The organism is Bacillus sp. IT-79MI2 (genome assembly GCF_949768135.1).
Lineage (GTDB): Bacteria > Bacillota > Bacilli > Bacillales > Bacillaceae_G > Bacillus_A > Bacillus_A pseudomycoides.
Genome location: NZ_CATKPV010000051.1, coordinates 55,088 through 77,236 on the forward strand (window position 1 = coordinate 55,088; position 22,149 = coordinate 77,236).

Here is a 22,149-nt window from a genome sequence, read left to right on the forward strand (position 1 = left end):
AAGTGTTTCTTTTTGCATGCTGAAGTTAGTATGTAAGTGTGATGTTTCGGAGGGAGGGAAAGAGAATGTCAAAAACAGTCGTTCGTAAAAACGAGTCTTTGGAGGATGCACTTCGCCGTTTTAAAAGATCGGTTTCTAAAACTGGTACACTTGCTGAAGCAAGAAAGCGCGAGTTTTATGAAAAACCAAGTGTAAAACGTAAGAAGAAATCTGAAGCGGCAAGAAAGCGTAAATTCTAAGAGAGGGTGTAAGTTATGAGTCTTCTCGGTCGTTTAAACGATGATATGAAACAAGCGATGAAGAATAAACAAAAAGAAAAATTAACCGTTATTCGTATGGTTAAGGCTGCTTTGCAAAATGAAGGAATTAAACTGCAACATACTCTTACTGAAGAAGAGGAATTAACAGTTTTAACTCGTGAAGTAAAACAGCATAAGGACTCCCTCCTTGAATTTAAAAAAGCGGGTCGTGATGACCTTGTTGATAAACTGCAAAATGAAATTCAGATTTTAAATACGTATTTACCTGAACAACTAACAGAAGAAGAGCTAGCGAATGTAGTTAAGCAAGTTATTTCTGAAGTTGGTGCTGCTTCTAAAGCAGATATGGGTAAAGTGATGAGTGCTGTTATGCCGAAAGTAAAAGGTAAAGCAGACGGATCACAAGTGAATAAGCTGGTTGCACAGCTATTAGCATAAAAAAGCGTCTCATGAGAAATGAGACGTTTTTTTATGCTTTTTTCTTTTTGGACGTGATATTACAAGCTCTTTTTTCATACATATGGGATGAGAGGGGGGTCTTGGAGATGAAGAAATTAGTGCAAATGAAAAATTGGTTAACGAAGCAAATAGACCTACCAGTGGATGTACTAATGGATCTACCTCGTATTACCCTTGTCGGGCAAGTACATATTTATATAGAAAATCATCGAGGGTTATTAGTATTTACAGATAAAGAGGTGCGGTTGTTATTAAAACATGGTCAACTATTAATAAAAGGGCAATCGTTTGTTATTAAAACAATTCTTCCAGAAGAGCTTTTGCTTGAAGGGATTATTGAACAAGTAACGTTTTTAGAAAATGAGAAGAAAGATAAATTATAATGAAACTTCCATTAGTGAAGTTTTTCTTCTTATTTCGTTTCGTACGAGCTATTTGAATGTTAAAAGCTGAAGAAAGCACTACGAAAATAGTGGCGTAACATTTGTGCTTTTGAGAAAGGTAGTGGGACGGACGATGAAAAATCAATGGTTCACACGATGGCTTGGGTATGTGAAAGTTCGAATTGAAGGTAGAGGAGCGGAGCGTTTTATTAATGAATGTGTGCGCAGAAATTTAGTTGTATGGGATGTAAAGAAGATTGCAGAAGATACATTAGTATTTTGTATGTTGCTTCGTGATGTGAAGCGACTGAGACCGATCTATCGAAAAAATGAATGTAAGCTATACTTTATTGGACGTTTCGGTTTTCCGTTTTTGAATAAGCGTTTGCTTAAGAATAGTGGTTTTTTAATCGGTTTTCTTATCTTTTTTTTCGGTATGATTGCTTTATCAAATATGGTCTGGAAAATCGAGATTACAGGGGCAAAACCGGAAACGGAATATATTCTTATAAAAGAATTGGATAAAATGGGCATTAAAAAAGGAAGACTGCAATTTCAAATGCCGAATGTAGAAGATGTTCAGCGTCATTTGACAGATAATATTAATGCGATTACATGGGCTGGCCTAGAGATAAAGGGGACAACATATCATTTTAAAATTGTTGAAAAAAATGAGCCGGAGAAGGAGAAAGAGCAAAAACCACAAAATTTAGTTGCCAAAAAAGAGGCGATCATTACAAAAACATTTGTGGAAACTGGAAAACCAGTTGTAATGAAAAATGATTATGTGCAAAAGGGACAACTTCTTGTATCAGGGATGTTTGGAAAAGAGGATAATCCAACGATTGTTTCTGCTAAAGGAATTGTATATGGAGAAACGTGGTATGAATCTGAAGTGACAGTTCCTTTAAAAACAACATTTCAAGTGTATACAGGAAATTCATATAATGAGCATTATCTTCGTCTTGGAAGTGTTAAAATAAAAATATGGGGATTTCAGCATGATAAGTATAAGCGGTCTCGTACTGAAAATGTCAAACATGATGTGAAACTGTTTGGTTTTATATTGCCTATTTCTTATGAAAGGGAAATTGTGCGTGAAGAGGAAGAAGCGAATCGTGAATATACAGAAAAACAAGCAATGCGAGTAGCGAAAGAAATGGCTGAAAAAGAACTAAAGAAAAAATTGGATGAACATGCTATGATTGTAAGTGATAAGATTTTGCACAACGAGGTTGAGGCGAATCATCTAAGAGTAACATTACATTATACAGTGATTGAAAATATTGCAGAGCCACAACCGATATCTGAATCCGATATTCAAGGAGACTGAGTAATGGCAGAACAATTAATAGAAATGAATCAACAAGTGGAAAATCCTAATGAAGCAATTGCTCTATTTGGGGTGAATGATGCACATTTAAAAGTAATTGAACGAGAACTTGCTGTATCTATCGTAACGCGAGGTGAATCTGTTCGTGTATCTGGAACAGATGAAACCGTGGCGCTTGTTGAAAAAATTTTACAGCAATTACTTGCTGTTATTCGTAAAGGTGTATCAATCTCTGAACGAGATGTTGCATATGCAATTCAGCTTGGCCGTCAAGGGAAAATAACTCATTTTGAAGAGCTATATGAAGAGGAGATCTTTAAAACAGCAAAAGGTAAATCCATCCGTGTGAAAACAATGGGTCAAAGACAGTACATTCATGCGATGAAGAAGAATGATATTGTATTTGGAATAGGGCCTGCTGGTACAGGGAAGACATATTTAGCTGTGGTAATGGCTGTACGAGCATTAAAGCAAGGGTATGTAAAAAAGATTATTTTAACAAGACCAGCTGTAGAAGCAGGGGAAAGCTTAGGTTTTTTACCAGGTGATTTAAAAGAAAAGGTAGACCCTTATTTACGTCCTTTATACGATGCGCTTCATGATATTCTTGGGCAAGAATATACACAGCGTATGCTAGAGAGAGGAACGATTGAAATTGCACCTCTTGCATATATGAGGGGACGTACGCTGGATGATTCTTTCGTTATTTTAGATGAAGCTCAAAATACAACTGGTGCTCAAATTAAAATGTTTTTAACTCGCCTAGGTTTTAGTTCGAAAATGGTTGTTACTGGCGATCCGTCGCAGGTTGATTTACCGAAGGGGGTAAAGTCGGGGCTTTCAATTGCTGCGAATGTTCTATCAGGTGTATCAGGGATTTCATTTGTTAAATTAGAGCAATCGGACGTTGTAAGACATCCCCTTGTGCAGCGGATTATCGAGGCATATGATAAAATGGAATGATCCTATTTGTAAGGATCATTTCTTTTTGTATGGTAGAGATAGATGAAAGGGTTGGCGAATAGCCTATTTTTTACTATCATTAAAGGATGGACAAGTAGATTCATTTACTTGTGAATGTGCAGTGCAATTTAGAAGCCTGCTTATAAAAAGCCCGATTGGTGAGGGTTAATCATTAGTGGGGATAAAAAAACTCCCGTTGATTAAAGATTCACTTTATGTCTGGAGAGGAGAAGGTATTGAAATCATGTCAAGATCTCAAGAAATTTCTAGGTGGTTTCGTAATATACAACATTCGAAAAAATTAAGCTGGATTTCTTATATTTTATTAGGAGCGGTACTGTTTTTTGCACTTATGTACAATGTAAAACCAGAACAACTAGATGTTAAAATGCTATCTATTTCTAAACAAACAATCCACTCTCCTATCAAAATTGAAGATAAAGTAACGACGGATAAAAAGAAGAGGGAAGCCACTCAAAAGGTTGAAGATCAATATACATATCGAAGCGAATACAAGCAGAATAAAGTGGAGATTGTAAATTCTGTCTTTTTAGCGATAAATGAAGTGAAGGATGAGACGAAATCTGCCAGTCCTGATGAACAGAAAAAGGTTTCTGCTGCGGAACAATTAGAAAAGCTAAAAAAGAAATTGCCTACTGACTTAACAAAAAGCTTATCTGATTCTGTGCTGTTACAGTTTGTAAATGCCGAGCCAGATCAATTGTCATTGGCAAGAGATGCTGTGGTAACAGCGATTAATAATATAATGAGCGAGCATATTAAAATGAACGAGGAAGACAATGCGAGAGAGCGATTTGTCAATGAAATACGCAATGTTAATGTAAATAGCGATTTAAAAGACGCGCTTAACGCACTTGGGAAATATGCAATTGGAGCAAATTATTTCTATGATTCAACCGCTACAAAAGACCGAAAAAAGGTAACAGAAGACGCAGTCGCGCCAGTTTATATTCTTCAAGGTCAAATTCTTGTGAAGGAAGGCGACACGATTACAAGAGAAGTATACGATCAATTGAAATTAGTGGGACTTCTTGAACAAGGAAATACATTTCAACCATTTGTGGGATTAGCAATCATTATTGGTGTGCTCTTATTCTTTATGCATAAACAATTTGAATCGTTTTTAAAATTGAAAAGAGAAGAAAAGCCATATATTTTAGCATATACAACAATTGTAGCGATTACAGTTGTTTTGATGAAAATTATTAGTTTGTTTCAAAAGCTGGAATACGCAGGTATCGCATATGTTGTTCCGGTCGCGATGGGAACAATACTGGTAAAATTAATGATTGGTGATCGTTTTGTTTTTATAACAAGTATGATTTTCTCGGTATGTGGGAGTATCATGTTTAATGAAGGTGTAACGAGTACACTGAATTATAGTGTAGGTATTTATGTTTTACTAAGTTCGTTATCTGTTAGCATCTTTTTGAGAGAGAAAAACAAACGTACGATGATTTTGCAGGCAGGTATACTTGTTTCTGTTTTAAATGTAGTTGTATTAGCTGCACTGTTACTCTTACGCAATGGTAATTTTTCACCGCTTGAAATTGGTTCACAATTATTAATGGCTGCAGCTTCTGGTATTATCTCGTCCATTTTAGCTATGGGGATTTTACCGTATTTAGAAAGTGGTCTTGGTATTGTATCAAGTATGAAGCTTATGGAGCTTTCAAGCCCGAATCATCCACTCCTTCGTAAAATTTTACTAGAAGCACCGGGAACATATCATCATAGCGTTATGGTTGCTAACCTTTCTGAGGCAGCTTGTGAGGCTGTTGGGGCAAATGGAGTTTTAGCACGTGTTGGTGCGTATTATCACGATATTGGGAAAACAGTGCAGCCTCATTTCTTTATAGAAAACCAAATGGGGATTGAAAACCCACATGATAAATTAGATCCTGAAACGAGCAGAGATATTATTATTGCTCATGTGACAAATGGAGTGAAAATGTTAGAAGAACACCATATTCCGCAAGAAATTATTGATATTGCAGGACAGCACCATGGAACGACGTTACTTAAATATTTTTACTACAAAGCAATTAAAGAAGATAAAGAGAAATATACAGAGGGAATGTTCCGTTATCCAGGATCAAAAGCAACGTCAAAAGAGTCTGCAATTGTTGGGATTGCGGATAGTGTCGAAGCGGCAGTGCGTTCTATGAACCATCCAACACCAGAACAAATAAACAATTTAGTACAAAGTATTATAAAAGATCGTTTGCAGGATGGACAATTTAGTGAATGTAATTTGACGTTTAAAGAATTACAAATTGTTGGGAAAACTTTATGTGAAACGTTAAATGGTATTTTTCATTCTCGTATTAAATATCCGGAACCGCCGGAAGAAAAGGGGACAGAATGAGTTTATTAATAGATTTTTTTGATGAAACAGAAGAAGTGAAAGAAGAATATGTGAATATGATTCACGATTTGCTAGAGCAAGCTGCACGAATGGAGAACGTAGAAGATGGAACAGAGCTTTCTGTTACATTTGTTGATAATGAACGTATTCAAGAAATTAATCGTGATTATCGCGACAAAGATCAACCGACAGACGTTATTTCTTTTGCAATGGAGGATATGGGAGAAGGAGAGATGGAGATCGTTGGCGGGGAAATGCCGCGTATGCTAGGAGATCTTATTATTTCTATTCCAAGAGCGAAAGAACAGGCTGAAGAATATGGGCATTCCTTTGATCGTGAATTAGGATTTTTAGCTTTGCATGGATTCTTGCATTTACTTGGTTATGATCATATGACAGATGAAGACGAAAAAGAAATGTTTGGAAAGCAAAAAGAAATTTTAGAGGCGTTCGGATTAGGTAGATGAAAAAAGGAAAACTTATAAATAGTTTTGGATATGCTATAGCTGGTATATACTTTTGTCTTCGTCACGAACGAAATATGAAAATTCATTTTTGGGCCGCAGTTATTGTTATATGCTGCGGCTTTTATTTCCGTGTAACGAGAACGGAATGGCTCATATTACTCATTACAATTGGAATTGTCATGGGTTTGGAAATGGTCAATACGGCAGTTGAAAAAACAGTTGATTTAGTCACAGCGGATTTTAAACCATTTGCGAAAATTGCAAAGGATGTTGCTGCTGGTGCAGTGCTATTATTTACTGTTATAGCTGTTATAATTGGTGCTATTATCTTTTTACCTTATATGGTATAGTTGCATTCCAAAGCTTTTGTTATGCTTTGGTAGCGTTAAGAACGCCGTTAATGAAAGTTTCATTTTATCTTTTCACAATTGTGAATGGAAAGGATGCGAGAGCATGAACAGCAAAGAATTAATTCAAGAAGCAATCGAAGCGCGTAAACAAGCGTATGTACCATATTCTAAGTTTCAAGTAGGTGCAGCATTATTAACGGAAGATGGAAAAGTATACCGAGGATGTAATGTTGAAAATGCATCATATGGATTATGTAATTGTGCAGAAAGAACAGCTTTATTCAAAGCAGTTTCTGAAGGAGATAAAGCATTTGTAGCCATTGCGGTAGTAGCGGATACAAAGCGTCCAGTACCTCCTTGTGGAGCGTGCCGTCAAGTTATGATAGAATTATGTAAACAGGATACGAAAGTATACTTATCAAATTTACATGGTGACGTTCAGGAGACGACAGTTGGAGAATTGTTACCAGGAGCATTTTTAGCGGAGGATTTACATGAATAGAAAAGGTTATAAATCAGGTTTTGTCTCTATAATTGGAAGACCGAATGTTGGAAAGTCTACATTTTTAAATCGAATTATCGGTCAAAAAATTGCAATTATGAGCGACAAACCACAAACAACTCGTAATAAAATTCAAGGTGTATACACAGAAAATGATTCACAAGTTATCTTTATTGATACGCCAGGAATACATAAGCCGAAGCATAAATTAGGCGATTTTATGGTGAAAATGGCACAAACGACATTAAAAGAAGTTGACATTGTATTATTTATGGTCAATGCTGCTGAAGGTTTTGGTCGTGGTGAAGAGTTTATTATCGAAAAATTACAAGAAACAAAGCAACCGGTATTTCTAGTAATCAATAAAATTGACCAAGTTCATCCGGAACAATTGCTGGAATTAATTGATCAATATCGTAAGTTACATGAATTTGCAGAAATTGTTCCGATTTCTGCATTAGATGGTAATAATATTGAGGCGTTAATCGGTGCGATTAAAAAATATTTACCTGAAGGACCACAATACTATCCAGACAACCAAGTAACGGATCATCCGGAGCGATTTATTATTGCTGAGCTTATTCGTGAAAAGGTACTTCATTTAACACGTGAGGAAGTACCACATTCGGTAGCGGTTGTGATTGATGCGATTCAAAAGCGTGAAGGTGGAGCGGTCTATGTGAATGCGACAATTATTGTAGAGCGTCCATCGCAAAAAGGAATTATTATCGGAAAACAAGGGAAAATGCTGAAAGAAGTTGGAAAGCGAGCTCGCTTTGATATTGAAGCACTTCTTGGTTCAAAAGTATTCTTAGAAGTGTGGGTAAAAGTACAAAAAGATTGGCGTAATAAAATGTCACAACTTCGCGATCTTGGTTTCCGTGAAGATGAGTATTAATAGAAATTAGGAAAATTTTTCTCACATGAAAATGGACAAAATGGGTCATTTTAATAACAACAAAAGAAATTGGTTTATATGCTACGCTTACTGAGAAAGGTGGATTCTTATGCTAGATTTTACCTGGAAGTTTTTCTCCAAGACAGGAAGCATTGAAACGTATTTGCTTTTGAAGGAAATGGAAAAAGACGTAACCGATGAGATGGATCAACATGAAGAGGAGCTAGCGCATCTAGATTCTCCAATTTCTTGACCCGTTTTGTTCAAACCTTGGATGGTGACAAACATGTTTCAAAAAGTTGAGGGAATTGTCATCCGGACAACAGATTACGGAGAAACGAATAAAATTGTTACGATATTCTCCCGTGAGCTTGGAAAGGTAAGTGCAATGGCAAGAGGGGCGAAAAAACCGAAAAGTAGGTTAGCATCTATTTCGCAACTTATGATGCATGGTCACTTTCTGATTCAAATGGGGTCTGGACTTGGGACTTTGCAACAAGGTGAAATAATTTCATCTATGAAAGAAATTCGTGAAGATATATTTTTAACTGCTTATGCATCATTTATCGTGGAATTGACCGATAAAGCAACTGAAGATAAGAAACATAATCCGTATTTATTTGAAATGTTACATCAAACGTTGCACTATATGTGTGAGGGTGTTGATGCTGAAGTATTGTCTTTAATTTATCAAACGAAAATGCTCCCAGTACTAGGGATGCATCCATACTTTGATACATGTGCAATTTGTCACCAAGAAGCAGATTTTGTCGCCTTCTCTGTCCGAGAAGGCGGTTTTCTGTGCTCGCGTCATGCGCAGCAAGATCCATACCGTATTCCGGTGGGAGAGGCTGTTCATAAATTGCTACGCCTCTTTTATCATTTTGATTTAGCTCGCCTTGGTAATGTATCTGTTAAGGATGGAACGAAGCGGCAAATACGTACAGTATTAAATACATATTATGATGAATATTGCGGAATCTATTTGAAATCAAGGCGTTTTCTTGAACAACTTGATAAATTTCAAATATAATGAGGACCATATATAGGTCCTTTTTACATACTTTCTTTTTCAAAAAGCATATTTAGTATATAATATTTAAGAGATAGTATAACTTTTTTCGTTTTGCATTGAAGGTGGTGATTATCATAGAACTGAATAAACGGCAAGAACATATCATTCAGATTGTAAAAGATCACGGTCCTATTACAGGGGAATCAATTGCGGCACAATTAAATTTAACACGTGCAACATTAAGACCTGACTTAGCAATTTTAACGATGGCAGGTTATTTAGAAGCACGTCCACGTGTCGGTTATTTTTATACAGGAAAAACTGGGGGACAGTTATTATCAGAAGCTGTTAAGAAAGTTAAGGTACAAGATTATCAATCTAGACCGGTTGTAATTGATAAAAATATTTCCGTATACGATGCGATTTGTACCATGTTTTTAGAAGATGTTGGTACTTTATTTGTTGTAGATCAAGCGACGCTTCTAGTTGGGGTAGTTTCTCGTAAAGATTTATTACGTGCAAGCTTAGGAAAGCAGGATTTAACATCGCTTCCGGTTAATATTATCATGACAAGGATGCCAAACATCGCAATGTGCCGTAGAGAGGATTCTCTATATGATGTTGCGATGGAATTAATAGAAAGACAGATTGATGCTGTACCAGTTGTAAAAGACACGAAACAAGGGTTAGAAGTTGTTGGTCGAATTACAAAAACAAATATTACGCGTGCGTTTGTAAATTTAGTAAACAATGAATAAGTGTAATTTGTTTAAAGTGAGGTAATGTAATGGATAATAAAATCGTATATGTCGTATCTGACTCTGTTGGAGAGACGGCTGATTTAGTTGTTCGAGCTGCAATGGGACAGTTCCCATTTGCTCCTGATATTAGACGTGTACCGTATGTGGAAGATACAGGGACATTAAAAGAGGTAATTTCAATTGCGAAAAGTAATCGAGCACTTATTTGCTTTACGTTAGTAAAACCAGAAATGCGTCAGTATTTGCTAGCAGAAGCGGCAAAAGAGGGTGTAGAGGCATATGACATTATCGGGCCTCTTATCGATCAAATCGAAGAGATTACAGGACAAGTTCCAAGGTATGAACCTGGTGTTGTTCGTAGATTAGATGAAGAATATTTTAAAAAGATTGAAGCAATTGAGTTTGCTGTTAAATATGATGATGGTAGAGATGCACGTGGGATTTTAAAAGCTGATATCGTTTTAATTGGGATATCACGTACATCAAAGACGCCACTTTCACAATATTTAGCTCATAATAAACGATTGAAGGTTGCGAACGTACCACTTGTACCAGAAGTGGATCCGCCTGAAGAATTATATCAAGTTGCAAAAGAGAAATGTTTCGGTTTGAAAATTACACCGGATAAGTTAAATCACATTCGAAAAGAACGATTAAAATCACTTGGGCTAAATGATGGAGCAACATATGCGAACATCAATCGTATTAAAGAAGAAATTGATCATTTTGAGAAGGTAGTAAGTAAAATAAACTGTCAAGTTATTGATGTGTCAAATAAGGCAATTGAGGAGACAGCGAATATTATTGTGAATGCAGTGCAAAACCAAAAAATGTTTTAGCACATTTACCAAGGGTGAATGTGCTTTTTTCGCTCAAGATAAAGAAAAACTTTAATCAGTGGAGTTCTTCATCCTTTACTATTTGGGCTTTTACGGGTAGGGTGTCCCTCACTTAACCTTTTACTTTAATCTGAATTTTGAAATGGGAGTATTACTGCCCGTGAATAGCTGGATAAAATTTAAAAGGATATGTAGCGAAGTTAGAGAAAATATATTATAATAAAAAATTGTGATAAAAAGGTACATTTTACGTTTAGACTTTAATTTTTCAGAATAAACTAGGGATAGGATTTACGGAAAAGGTATGCATTTACGTAAAATCGACAAAAATCTGGACAAGAAAACGCACATTATGGAAGGATTCACAGAAGGGATGTAGAATACAGAAATATGCAAAACATCAGTAAGATTCTAGTTGATGCAGATGCATGTCCTGTGAAGGATGAAATTGTGCAAGGTGGAACAAAATTCCATGTCGAAATTTTGTTTGTCGCATCCTACGCCCATCGTTCGAAAAAACAGCAAGGGAATTGGATATATGTGGATTCTGAGCAAGATGAGGTGGATTTTTATATCTATAAACACGCCAAAGCTTCAGATCTCGTAATCACACAGGATATGGGACTTGCTGGTCTTCTTGTAAAAAAGGGAGTATATGTATTATCTCCACGAGGTACATTTGTGACTGATGAGCAAATGGATACAATTTTATATAGTAGGTATGTATCTGCGAAGTTACGCAGACAAGGGACCTACACAAAAGGTCCAAAAGCATTTTCAACCCATGATCGACAATGCTTTTTAACAAATTTAGAAAAAATATTGTCGAATTATAAAGGAATCCTTTAATTTGTATCGAATACAAAATACGACACGGAGATGGAGTTATGGGGAACAGAATTCCCGAAGAAGTTGTTGAACAGATTCGGACATCATCTGATATTGTAGAAGTGATTGGTGAGTATGTTCAGCTCAGAAAGCAAGGGCGCAATTATTTTGGGCTTTGTCCATTCCACGGTGAGAATTCACCTTCATTTTCTGTTTCATTAGACAAGCAAATTTTTCATTGCTTTGGATGTGGAGAGGGAGGAAATGTTTTTTCATTTCTCATGAAGATGGAAGGGCTCTCTTTCATAGAAGCTGTGCAAAAGCTAGGAGAAAGAAATAATATTTCGGTTGTAGATTATACATCAGGACAAGATCAACAAGAGAACATATCTGATGACAGTGTCATTATGTTACAGGCTCACGAACTTTTGAAAAAATACTATCACCATCTTTTAGTAAATACTGAAGAGGGAAATGAAGCTCTTTCTTATTTACTAAATCGAGGTATTACAAAAGAGATGATTGCAAAGTTTGAAATTGGTTATGCATCTCCAGGTTGGGATGCAGCAACAAAAATATTACAAAAAAGAGGTTTTTCGTTATCGACCATGGAGCAAGCTGGCTTGCTTGTGCGGAGTGAAAGGGATGGCAGTCATCATGACCGTTTTCGCGGAAGGGTTATGTTTCCCATTCACACACTACAAGGAAAAGTCGCAGCGTTTAGTGGAAGGGCGTTGGGGGATGATACTCCAAAATACTTAAACAGCCCAGAAACACCTATTTTTTACAAAAGTAAATTGCTGTATAACTTCCATCAAGCAAGACCGTTTATCAGAAAACGAGGGCAAGTTGTTCTATTTGAAGGATATGCTGATGTATTAGCTGCTGTAAAAAGCAGGATTGAAGAATCAGTTGCGACGATGGGAACAGCTTTAACAGAAGAACAGGCAAAACTTCTGCGGCGTAATGTTGAAACTGTTGTTCTTTGCTATGATGGTGATAAAGCAGGACGAGAAGCGACGATGAAAGCAGGACAATTGTTATCGCAAGTTGGTTGTCATGTGAAGGTTACTTCATTGCCAGATAAGCTTGATCCTGATGAATATGTGCAACAATATGGAACAGCGGCGTTTGAAAATCTTGTAAAGGCTAGTATAAGTTTTGTTGGATTCAAAATAAATTACTTGCGTTTAGGGAAAAATTTGCAAGATGAGTCTGGTAAAGAAGAATATGTGAAAAGTGTTTTAAAAGAGCTAGCATTATTGCAAGATGCAATGCAAGCGGAGTCGTATTTAAAATCATTATCGCAAGAATTTTCTTACTCAATGGAAACACTTTTAGGTCAATTGCACCAATATCGCAAAGAACAAAAGATACAGCAAAAACAAACGAAACAAATTTCTAAGCCGCCTCAAATTGTTCAGGCAAAACCGAAATTTTCAGGTTTTGAAAGGGCAGAAAGAGAGCTCATTTACCATATGTTACAAAGTGCCGAAGTTGCTTTCCGTATTGAACCTCATATAGAAGATTTTCATACGGAAGAACATAAAGGGATTTTATATGAACTATATGCATATTATGAAAAGGGAAATGAACCTTCAGTCGGGAATTTCTTGAGCTGGCTCTCTGATGAGAAATTGAAAAATATTATCACCAATATTTCAACGGATGAATTCATTAATCCAGAATACAGTGATGAAATATTGCAAGGTCACTTAGAGGCGCTAAGCCGCCATAAGCAAAAGCTTAAAAAGATGGAAACCATTTTTGCATTAAAGCAAATGGAAAAAACAGATCCAGTAGAAGCTGCAAAATTTTATGTAGCATATTTACAAAATCAGAAAGCAAGAAGATAGCTTTTTGTATAAAATTTTATTATAATGAATGTTTGTATCTCGCGTAAGGAGGGGAACAGATGGCTGATAAACCAGCTCGTTCTAAACAAATTGAAACTGATATGACTCTTGAGCAAGTGAAAGAACAACTCACTGAGCTTGGAAAAAAACGTGGCGTTCTTACATATGAAGAGATTGCAGAACGCATGAATGGATTTGAAATTGAATCCGATCAAATGGATGAATATTATGAATATTTAGGTGAACAAGGAATTGATTTAGTTGGCGACAACGATGAAGGTCCGAATAATCACCAAATCACAAAGACAGAAGAAGAATTCGATTTAAATGATTTAAGTGTGCCACCAGGTGTAAAAATCAATGACCCTGTTCGCATGTATTTAAAAGAAATCGGCCGTGTGGATCTACTATCTGCTGAAGAAGAAATTCGACTTGCAACCCGCATTGAAGAAGGTGATGAAGAAGCGAAGCGCCGTCTTGCGGAAGCGAATTTACGTCTTGTTGTAAGTATTGCAAAACGATATGTAGGCCGTGGTATGCTCTTCTTAGACTTAATCCAAGAAGGAAACATGGGTTTAATTAAAGCTGTTGAAAAGTTCGATTATCGTAAAGGTTTTAAATTCAGTACGTATGCAACTTGGTGGATTCGTCAAGCGATTACACGTGCCATTGCAGACCAAGCGAGAACAATTCGTATTCCCGTTCATATGGTTGAAACAATTAATAAATTAATCCGTGTACAGCGTCAATTATTACAAGATTTAGGACGTGAACCATCTCCAGAAGAAATTGGAGAAGAAATGGATCTTGCTCCAGAAAAAGTACGCGAAATCTTAAAGATTGCACAGGAGCCAGTTTCTCTTGAAACACCAATTGGTGAAGAGGATGACTCACATTTAGGCGATTTTATTGAAGACCAAGAAGCAACATCACCTGCGGACCATGCAGCGTATGAATTGCTAAAAGAACAATTAGAAGATGTGTTAGATACACTAACAGATCGTGAAGAAAATGTTCTACGTCTTCGTTTCGGTTTAGATGATGGACGAACTCGTACGCTTGAAGAAGTTGGGAAAGTATTCGGCGTAACGAGAGAGCGTATTCGTCAAATTGAAGCAAAAGCGCTTCGTAAATTAAGACATCCAAGCCGTAGCAAACGTTTAAAAGATTTCTTAGAATAGGGTTCTTTTTAAGTTTACTTCACATTTGTGAAGTAAACTTTTTTATTTTGTTAATTTTTGTTAAAATTTAGCTGTCAGTAACGATTACAATTCTTGTAATTTATTTTACAGAATTGTCTTTTGATTTGCAAATGCTCATTTTTCGATTTTTCGATTAATTTCGTTTATTCTATACAAAAATATATGTAGAAAAACAAAAAATATGATGAGAAGCGTTGATATTTATCAAAATAATATGGGATAAAAGGAAGAGAATCAATAAACTGAATTTATGGAATATTTTTAACAACTGATAGTTTTGTCTTTTCTGATAGAACGTTTTCAAGTACAATAGAAGTAACTGAATCATCTAACTATTTGGGGGTGTAGAGGGGGGAGAAGAAATATGAAACGTAATCCGTTGATTCCATTCGCTCTTATTGCAGCACTGGGCATTATCATTATGTTTGTATTTTCGTTTCAGGGGTTACATAAATCTAAAGAGCTTGCTGATGCAAAAAATGGTGGGAAACCAGCGCAAACGGCATCGAAACCAGAAGATATTGTGAAACAAAGTTGTACGAGCTGCCATGGTGATCAGTTGCAAGGTGCAGTAGGGCCTAACTTACAAAAAGTTGGTGGGAAACTTTCCAAAGATGAAATTAAGGAAGTGCTTACAAAAGGGAAAGGAAATATGCCAGCGAATATAATTCCAGCAGATCAGGCTTCTAAAGTAGCTGATTGGTTATCAAAGAAAAAATAAAGTGAACCTTTAATCCGTGAGAATTGTATGATTCGCATGTAGTGGAATACGACCGATAAAACAAGTTCTTTGCTTATGGCAGGGAGCTTGTTTTTCCTTTTATTCTAAAATACGATGAAATAAATGAATTGTTTTGTTTCTTTACTTGCAACAACTACTGTAAATTCATTATCATGGAGACAGACTGACAAGAGAAGGAGTAATGGAAATAAATGAATGAAGTGAAGCTTTCAAAAAGATTAGAAGAAGTAGTGCGGGAGATTCCAGTAGGATCTACAGTTGCAGATATTGGTTCCGACCATGCGTATTTACCGTGCTATACAATCATAAATAATATTGCTACAAAGGCAGTAGCGGGAGAAGTGGTAGATGGGCCATTCCGTTCTGCACAGGCTACAGTGGCTGAGAGTGGCCTGCAAGAAAAGGTAGATGTTCGTAAAGGAAATGGCTTAGCTGTTATTACACCAGGAGAAGTCGATGTTATTACAATTGCTGGTATGGGTGGAGCACTAATTCGTGATATTTTAGAGAATGGAAAAGAAAAGCTAAATGGTGTAACACGTTTAATTTTACAGCCTAATATTGCTGCACATCATATTCGTGAATGGTTTATTGAAAATGGTTGGGAGCTTATTCATGAAAAAATTATAAAAGAAGACGGAAAGATTTATGAGATTTTAGTTGGGGAAAAAGGAGAACCGCTAACTCCTTATCATGAAAACAAGCAAGCAGAGATATTTATTGGACCATTTTTGATGAAGGAAAAAAGTGATGCGTTTGTAGAGAAATGGGAAAATGAACTGAAAAACTTTCAAAATATCCTGAAGCAAATAGAGCGTGCGACAGAATCAGAAGATACAAAGGCAAAACAAATTGAAGTAGTCGAGAAAATGAAAATGATAGAGGAGGTTTTATCATGAGTAAAATTCCAAATGGGCATGAAGTGATTTCTTTATTTGAAAGTATGTATCCGAAGCATTTAGCGATGGAAGGCGATAAAATTGGTTTGCAGATTGGTGCACTCAATAAGCAAGTCCAGCATGTATTGATTGCACTAGATGTTACAGAAGCGGTTGTAGAAGAAGCGATTCAAATAGGTGCGAATGTAATTATTGCTCATCACCCGCTTATTTTTAGTCCGCTAAAAGCAATCCATACAGATAAGGCGTATGGTCGAATTATTGAAATGTGTATCAAAAACGATATCGCTGTTTATGCAGCGCATACAAATGTCGATGTAGCAAAAGGCGGGGTGAACGACTTGCTTGCTGAGGCGTTGGGATTACAAAATACAGAAGTGCTTGCTCCGACATACTCGGAAGAAATGAAAAAGATTGTTGTATGTGTGCCTGCAACGCATGCTGAAGAAGTTCGCAAAGCTCTTGGGGGTGCTGGAGCTGGTTATATCGGTAACTATAGCCATTGTACGTTTAATAGTGAAGGAATAGGTACATTTATGCCTGGGGAGGGGACAAACCCTTATATAGGCGGAACTGGGCAGTTAGAGCGTGTAGAAGAGGTGAAGATTGAAACGATTATCCCAGCCCCACTAGAGCGGAAAGTAGTAAAAGCAATGTTAACAGCACATCCATATGAAGAAGTTGCCTACGATGTATACCCCCTTGATAATAAGGGAGAAACGTTAGGACTTGGTAAAATTGGATATTTGCAAGAAGAAATGACATTAGGCCAGTTTGCTGAACATGTGAAATCGGCATTAGATGTAAAAGGTACGCGAGTTGTTGGGAATTTAGACGATAAAGTGCGGAAAGTAGCAGTGCTTGGCGGTGATGGGAATAAATATATTACGCAAGCGAAATTTAAAGGGGCAGATGTGTATGTGACGGGCGATATGTATTATCATGTTGCACATGATGCGATGATGCTCGGATTAAATATTGTGGATCCAGGACATAATGTTGAAAAAGTGATGAAACAAGGTGTGCAAAAGCAATTACAGCAAAAAGTAGATGAGAAAAAATTTGCTGTGCAAATTCATGCTTCTCAGTTACATACAGATCCGTTTACTTTTGTATAAGCTCTAAAAAGAAAAATTATAAAATCTTTCTTTTTAGATGGAAGAGAGCATCCGGCTATGCATAGAAGCGGTCAGAGCCTTTTTTTGCCCCATGCCAAGTGAAAACAAAGAGAAAAAAGAGTATAGGTAATTTTCTTGTTCTTCGTAGCAGCGACTTATATGTGAAAAAATCAAAATAGATTTATATTGAATAAAAAAATCCGCTGCTAGTGAGTTAGCAACGGATTTTTTTTATTGTTGTTTTTTTACTTTTACACGTGGCAAGATTTTTTGAAGTGGTACGTTTCGTTTACGTTCCCAAGTTGCTGGGTTCATTGGGTCGTACTGTTCTAAAAAGGCGATTACTTCTTTTGTAATTGGCGTTGGTGTAGAGGCCCCTGCAGTAACAGCGACATTTTCGATCCCTTGCAGCCACTCTAATTGAATTTCGCTTACATCTGCAACGCGGTATGCTTTTGTACCAGCAATCTCTTGTGATACTTGGGCTAAACGGTTTGAGTTATTACTTTTTGGATCACCGACAACAATCGTTAAATCAGCTACATCTGCTTGCTTAGCAACTGCTTCTTGACGTACTTGTGTTGCTAAACAAATTTCTTTGTGAAATTCAGCTGTTGGGAATTTTTTCTGAATGTCTTCCATCAGGTGCTGAACGTCCCATTGACTCATTGTTGTTTGATTTGTTACTAAAATTTTCTCTGTTGGGATTTCTAGTGTCTCCAAATCATTTGCCTTTTCAATAAGATGAACGATGTCAGGTGCAATACCAACGGCACCTTCTGGTTCTGGATGTCCCTTTTTACCAATGTAAATCACATGGTATCCTTCCGCTTTTTTTGTTTCGATAAGGTCGTGTGTTTTCGTAACATCTGGACATGTTGCATCGATTGTCGTTAACCCTTTTTCTTTTGCACGTTGTTTAACTTCTGGAGAAACACCGTGTGCTGTGAAAATAACAGTACCAGAATCAATTTTGTCTAAAATCTCTAATCGACTTGGACCATCTAATGTAATAATGCCATCTTCTTCGAAAGCATCGGTTACATGTTTATTGTGAACAATCATACCTAAAATATAAATCGGTCTCGGTAATGTTTTATCTAGTGCAGCATTGCGTGCAATGACCATTGCATCAACAACACCGTAGCAATAACCACGAGGGGAAATTTTAACAATTTTCATGTGAGTAATCCTCTCCTTCTAAACAAGGAATCCTTTTTGTACATAGTCTTTTCCATTATAAAGGAGGAGCGGACAGAAAACAAAGGATTGTTAGACATATAGTTTTGGTTTTGGTGCCATACGCGGGATATCCTCTTTCGGTAAGGCTCTTTCAATAACTGGTTCTAAAATTATTTTCTTCTTTTTTTTCTTTTTTGAAGGTGGTGGAGGTGTAGTAATTACTTCCACCTCTTCTGCTGATTCTTCAGCAGCACCTTTTCCAGAAGTGAGAATTTTTACGATGCTTGGTATGCTGCGCACAATGGGTCCATACTGCTCGACGACAGGTCCAACAGATTGAGCGACTTGAGCAACTTTTTCAATGTTATTCAACATACCTGTTGGATTGGAGATTAAGTTGGAAAAAAAGCTGCCAATGCCACCGCCACCGCTAGCGCTAGGTATAATCGGTGCTGAGCCACGGATTTCATTCGGATTGTTCATTTGAGGTGGCATCATTTGTTGTGACTGCTGCATATAGGGCTGCTGATGTTGATGCATCATCGGTTGTCCCTCCATTTGTCGATAGGGAGGAACCATTTGCATAAAAGGCTGAGTCGGATCGTGTTTTTTGAATAGCTTCGAGAGAAATCCTTTCTTTTTTTGCATCATAGGAGGTAAATTAGGTATAGGATACGGGGTGTACGGTTGCTGTCCTGTATACATTTGGCCCATAGGAGAGTTCGGATACATAAGAGAACTCCTCCTTTCTTCAGTTAGGTATATACACATACAATATGCAATGAAAAGAAAGAAGGTTAGTTTTTGGAGTGAAAACCTAAACTAAAGATGGATTTTATTATTAGATTTCGATATAATGTAGACTTGACTGATTTGTGCGCGCAGTAGAAATTTTAGAAAGAAGGTGTAACTTATGACACTACCAACATTTACACAATATAATTTTCAACCGTTTTTAATAGATGCAGTTCGTGAACTACGCTTTTCAGAGCCGACAGAAATTCAAAAGAAAATTTTTCCTGTTGTGAAAAAAGGTGTGAGTGTAATTGGACAGTCCCAAACGGGTTCTGGTAAAACACACGCATATTTACTTCCAACATTAAACCGAATTGATGCGAAACGAGAAGAGGTCCAACTTGTCATTACAGCGCCTACTCGTGAGTTAGCACAACAAATTTATCAAGAGATTGTAAAGTTAACAAAGTTTTGTGAAGAAGATCAAATGATTACAGCACGCTGCTTAATCGGAGGAACAGATAAGCAAAGATCCATTGAAAAATTGAAAAAACAACCTCATGTTGTTATTGGGACACCCGGGCGTATTAAAGATCTAGTAGAAGAAAAAGCGCTATTCGTTCATAAAGCTACTACGATTATTGTTGATGAAGCAGACTTGATGCTTGATATGGGATTCATTCAAGATGTAGATAAAATTGCAGCGCGTATGCCTAAAAACTTGCAAATGCTTGTTTTCTCTGCAACGATTCCTCAAAAATTAAAACCGTTTATGAAGAAGTATATGGAGAATCCAGAGCATATTCATATTAATCCAAAACAAGTTGCAGCAGGGAATATTGAGCATTATTTAGTTCCTTCTAGACATCGTAATAAAATTGAATTAGTGAAAAATATGTTACTTCAATTTAAGCCGTATTTAGCAATCGTTTTTACAAATACAAAGAAAAAAGCGGATGAAGTTGCGGACGGATTAGCAGAGCGTGGATTAAAAGTAGGAAGAATTCATGGTGATTTATCACCACGTGATCGTAAAAAAATGATGAAACAAGTTCGTGACTTAGAGTTTCAATACATTGTCGCTACAGATTTAGCCGCACGTGGTATTGATATTGAAGGGATTAGCCATGTTATTAACTATGAACTTCCATCTGATTTAGATTTCTTTGTTCACCGCGTAGGAAGAACAGCTCGTGCTGGATATTCAGGAATTGCAGTGACAATTTATGATCCAGCAAATGAAGAAGCGTTAGATAGCTTAGAAAAACAACGTAATATCATATTTAATCATGTAGACTTACGTGGAGATGAATGGGCTGATTTAGGTGACCGCCGTCGTCGTAAAAGTCGTAAAAAGCCAAATGATGAACTTGATATTATGGCAACGAAAGTTGTCAAGAAGCCGAAAAAAGTAAAACCTAATTATAAGAGAAAACTGGCAACAGAACGTGCAAAAGTGAAGAATAAATACAGTAATAAAAAAAGATAAGGGGAGATCCCTTATCTTTTTTTATCCTTTTATTTACGAATGTGAATCTTTCCTGTAGCAAAAATAAAGGTGTTAGGTGAGGACTAATAACCAGCAGGAATTAAGAAAAACTCCACTAATCTTGATATACTAAGAAGAGTTCCATGCTTTAGAAGCGTGGGAGCGTAACTTGTGAATCTGTTTTAGCAGTATGTTTATTGTTTTGTGAACAAACAATTCACTACATATTTCTACAAATTATGCTATCATTATAGCTATTGTATATTGAAGAGGTGATTATATGTTAAAGATTGGGTCTCATGTTTCTATGAGTGGTAAGAAAATGTTATTAGCAGCAAGTGAAGAGGCTGTTTCATACGGTGCGACAACCTTTATGATCTATACAGGTGCACCGCAAAATACGAGAAGAAAACCAATTGAAGAGTTAAATATAGAAGCAGGGCGTAAACATATGGAGCTCAATGGTATTGAAGAAATTATTGTCCATGCACCTTATATTATTAATGTTGGTAATACGACAAAACCGGAAACGTTTCAATTAGGTGTTGATTTCCTTCGCATGGAAATTGAAAGAACGTCAGCGTTAGGTGTAGCGAAGCAAATCGTACTTCATCCAGGGGCTCATGTTGGCGCGGGAGCTGAAGCTGGTATTCAGCAAATCATTAAAGGCCTAAATGAGGTATTGACGCCAGAACAGACAGTGAATATTGCACTAGAGACGATGGCTGGAAAAGGAACAGAGTGCGGACGCAGCTTTGACGAAATTGCAAAAATTATTGATGGTGTAAAATATAACGAAAAGTTATCTGTATGTTTCGATACGTGCCACACGCATGATGCAGGTTATGACATTGTGAATGACTTTGACGGTGTATTAAATGAATTTGATAAAATTGTTGGGATTAATCGTTTGCAAGTATTGCATATTAACGATAGTAAAAATATACGTGGAGCTGGAAAAGACCGTCATGAAAATATCGGTTTCGGTCATATTGGTTATAAAGCGTTACACCACATCGTACACCATCCACAATTACAGCATGTACCAAAAATTCTTGAAACACCGTATGTAGGTGAGGATAAGAAAGATAAAAAACCACCATATAAGTTTGAAATTGAAATGTTGAAGAGTGGCTCATTTGATGAAGGTCTTCTTGAGAAGATTAAAGAACAATAAGGAGGGGGATTTCCACCTCCTTATTTTAATAGTTTCTGAAATAACGTATTTATTTGTTGAGCGGTAGATGGGGAAGTGACTTTTGCAATCTTTTTTAAAAGTTCTAGTCTTTCTCCTGTATCATAAATGTTGATGTTTTTCCCTTTTATTAAAGGGACAATTTGCTCAGCCTGTTCAGTTGTGATGGGAACTTCATATTCTTTACTATATTTCAATAATTCTTTTGTTGTCATATGATTTAATTTTTTGTTTACAATGTGCTTGATGAGGTTCATGATGTAGTCCTCCTTCAGTTGTTCTTA

At 36.6% G+C, this 22,149-nt stretch carries 25 protein-coding genes; 22 read left to right on the forward strand and 3 right to left on the reverse strand.

The genetic code is table 11. The features are described 5' to 3' along the window. Window positions 1-65: 65 nt before the first annotated feature. From rpsU to ACM6HU_RS07065, 20 genes are all read left to right on the forward strand, one after another. Window positions 66-239 carry a 30S ribosomal protein S21 gene (gene rpsU / locus ACM6HU_RS06970; RefSeq protein WP_000048061.1) on the forward strand — a complete coding sequence of 58 codons (174 nt, stop codon included), beginning with the start codon at window positions 66-68 and terminating at the stop codon, window positions 237-239. Window positions 240-254: 15 nt separating this feature from the next. Further along, entirely contained in the window at window positions 255-698 is a 444-nt protein-coding gene (locus ACM6HU_RS06975) for a GatB/YqeY domain-containing protein (RefSeq protein ID WP_016116368.1), read from the forward strand. A 107-nt stretch (window positions 699-805) separates the two neighbouring features. Further along, a complete protein-coding gene (gene yqfC / locus ACM6HU_RS06980) occupies window positions 806-1,102 on the forward strand; it encodes a sporulation protein YqfC (protein WP_003200641.1) in 297 nt (98 codons plus the stop codon). A gap of 133 nt (window positions 1,103-1,235) precedes the next feature. Further along, window positions 1,236-2,435: a sporulation protein YqfD gene (gene yqfD, locus ACM6HU_RS06985; RefSeq protein WP_016116367.1), complete on the forward strand. Its 1,200-nt coding sequence runs from the start codon at window positions 1,236-1,238 to the stop codon at window positions 2,433-2,435. Between the two features lie 3 nt (window positions 2,436-2,438). Then, on the forward strand, window positions 2,439-3,398 hold the full coding sequence (locus tag ACM6HU_RS06990) for a PhoH family protein (protein ID WP_003208528.1): 960 nt from the start codon (window positions 2,439-2,441) through the stop codon (window positions 3,396-3,398). A 244-nt stretch (window positions 3,399-3,642) separates the two neighbouring features. Continuing rightward, window positions 3,643-5,787, forward strand: coding sequence for an HD family phosphohydrolase (locus ACM6HU_RS06995; protein WP_414848086.1), 2,145 nt, complete (start codon window positions 3,643-3,645; stop codon window positions 5,785-5,787). Next, complete coding sequence (ybeY, locus tag ACM6HU_RS07000) at window positions 5,784-6,254, forward strand: rRNA maturation RNase YbeY (RefSeq protein WP_016116365.1); 471 nt, start codon at window positions 5,784-5,786, stop codon at window positions 6,252-6,254. Before ACM6HU_RS06995 ends, ybeY begins: the two co-directional genes overlap by 4 nt. Further along, window positions 6,251-6,604 carry a diacylglycerol kinase family protein gene (locus tag ACM6HU_RS07005; protein WP_016116364.1) on the forward strand — a complete coding sequence of 118 codons (354 nt, stop codon included), beginning with the start codon at window positions 6,251-6,253 and terminating at the stop codon, window positions 6,602-6,604. The genes ybeY and ACM6HU_RS07005 overlap by 4 nt, the downstream gene beginning before the upstream one ends. 103 nt (window positions 6,605-6,707) lie before the next feature. Further along, window positions 6,708-7,106, forward strand: coding sequence for a cytidine deaminase (locus ACM6HU_RS07010; RefSeq protein ID WP_003200655.1), 399 nt, complete (start codon window positions 6,708-6,710; stop codon window positions 7,104-7,106). Further along, window positions 7,099-8,004 carry a GTPase Era gene (era, locus tag ACM6HU_RS07015; RefSeq protein ID WP_016116363.1) on the forward strand — a complete coding sequence of 302 codons (906 nt, stop codon included), beginning with the start codon at window positions 7,099-7,101 and terminating at the stop codon, window positions 8,002-8,004. The genes ACM6HU_RS07010 and era overlap by 8 nt, the downstream gene beginning before the upstream one ends. A gap of 109 nt (window positions 8,005-8,113) precedes the next feature. Then, window positions 8,114-8,257, forward strand: coding sequence for a YqzL family protein (locus ACM6HU_RS07020; RefSeq protein ID WP_016116362.1), 144 nt, complete (start codon window positions 8,114-8,116; stop codon window positions 8,255-8,257). Between the two features lie 33 nt (window positions 8,258-8,290). After that, window positions 8,291-9,037 carry a DNA repair protein RecO gene (recO, locus tag ACM6HU_RS07025; protein ID WP_016116361.1) on the forward strand — a complete coding sequence of 249 codons (747 nt, stop codon included), beginning with the start codon at window positions 8,291-8,293 and terminating at the stop codon, window positions 9,035-9,037. Window positions 9,038-9,144: 107 nt separating this feature from the next. Then, window positions 9,145-9,777, forward strand: a complete 633-nt coding sequence (locus ACM6HU_RS07030; protein ID WP_026008574.1) for a helix-turn-helix transcriptional regulator — start codon at window positions 9,145-9,147, stop codon at window positions 9,775-9,777. Window positions 9,778-9,806: 29 nt separating this feature from the next. Further along, window positions 9,807-10,619 carry a pyruvate, water dikinase regulatory protein gene (locus ACM6HU_RS07035; RefSeq protein ID WP_016116360.1) on the forward strand — a complete coding sequence of 271 codons (813 nt, stop codon included), beginning with the start codon at window positions 9,807-9,809 and terminating at the stop codon, window positions 10,617-10,619. A gap of 390 nt (window positions 10,620-11,009) precedes the next feature. Then, complete coding sequence (locus ACM6HU_RS07040; RefSeq protein WP_016133258.1) at window positions 11,010-11,468, forward strand: YaiI/YqxD family protein; 459 nt, start codon at window positions 11,010-11,012, stop codon at window positions 11,466-11,468. A 38-nt stretch (window positions 11,469-11,506) separates the two neighbouring features. After that, complete coding sequence (gene dnaG / locus ACM6HU_RS07045) at window positions 11,507-13,303, forward strand: DNA primase (RefSeq protein WP_016116358.1); 1,797 nt, start codon at window positions 11,507-11,509, stop codon at window positions 13,301-13,303. A gap of 59 nt (window positions 13,304-13,362) precedes the next feature. Beyond that, window positions 13,363-14,484, forward strand: a complete 1,122-nt coding sequence (rpoD, locus tag ACM6HU_RS07050) for an RNA polymerase sigma factor RpoD (RefSeq protein WP_003200669.1) — start codon at window positions 13,363-13,365, stop codon at window positions 14,482-14,484. A 385-nt stretch (window positions 14,485-14,869) separates the two neighbouring features. Then, on the forward strand, window positions 14,870-15,226 hold the full coding sequence (cccA, locus tag ACM6HU_RS07055) for a cytochrome c550 (RefSeq protein ID WP_003200671.1): 357 nt from the start codon (window positions 14,870-14,872) through the stop codon (window positions 15,224-15,226). 212 nt (window positions 15,227-15,438) lie between these two features. Beyond that, window positions 15,439-16,146, forward strand: coding sequence for a tRNA (adenine(22)-N(1))-methyltransferase (locus tag ACM6HU_RS07060; RefSeq protein ID WP_414848087.1), 708 nt, complete (start codon window positions 15,439-15,441; stop codon window positions 16,144-16,146). Further along, complete coding sequence (locus tag ACM6HU_RS07065) at window positions 16,143-17,264, forward strand: Nif3-like dinuclear metal center hexameric protein (RefSeq protein WP_414848088.1); 1,122 nt, start codon at window positions 16,143-16,145, stop codon at window positions 17,262-17,264. The genes ACM6HU_RS07060 and ACM6HU_RS07065 overlap by 4 nt, the downstream gene beginning before the upstream one ends. 231 nt (window positions 17,265-17,495) lie before the next feature. On the opposite strand, the gene ACM6HU_RS07070 is transcribed toward ACM6HU_RS07065, so the two are convergent. Both ACM6HU_RS07070 and vrrA read right to left on the reverse strand, forming a co-directional pair. Next, window positions 17,496-18,446: a 4-hydroxy-3-methylbut-2-enyl diphosphate reductase gene (locus ACM6HU_RS07070; RefSeq protein WP_016116355.1), complete on the reverse strand. Its 951-nt coding sequence runs from the start codon at window positions 18,444-18,446 to the stop codon at window positions 17,496-17,498. A 90-nt stretch (window positions 18,447-18,536) separates the two neighbouring features. Beyond that, window positions 18,537-19,178: a VrrA/YqfQ family protein gene (gene vrrA / locus ACM6HU_RS07075; RefSeq protein ID WP_088093667.1), complete on the reverse strand. Its 642-nt coding sequence runs from the start codon at window positions 19,176-19,178 to the stop codon at window positions 18,537-18,539. Window positions 19,179-19,359: 181 nt separating this feature from the next. Here vrrA and ACM6HU_RS07080 point away from each other — a divergent pair, with 181 nt between their 5' ends. Then, complete coding sequence (locus ACM6HU_RS07080) at window positions 19,360-20,670, forward strand: DEAD/DEAH box helicase (protein WP_016116353.1); 1,311 nt, start codon at window positions 19,360-19,362, stop codon at window positions 20,668-20,670. 280 nt (window positions 20,671-20,950) lie between these two features. Continuing rightward, window positions 20,951-21,847, forward strand: a complete 897-nt coding sequence (locus ACM6HU_RS07085) for a deoxyribonuclease IV (protein ID WP_016116352.1) — start codon at window positions 20,951-20,953, stop codon at window positions 21,845-21,847. A 20-nt stretch (window positions 21,848-21,867) separates the two neighbouring features. On the opposite strand, the gene ACM6HU_RS07090 is transcribed toward ACM6HU_RS07085, so the two are convergent. Next, window positions 21,868-22,122 (reverse strand): DUF2624 domain-containing protein, encoded by a 255-nt coding sequence (locus tag ACM6HU_RS07090; protein WP_003200331.1) that lies wholly within the window; start codon window positions 22,120-22,122, stop codon window positions 21,868-21,870. Between the last annotated feature and the right edge of the window lie 27 nt (window positions 22,123-22,149).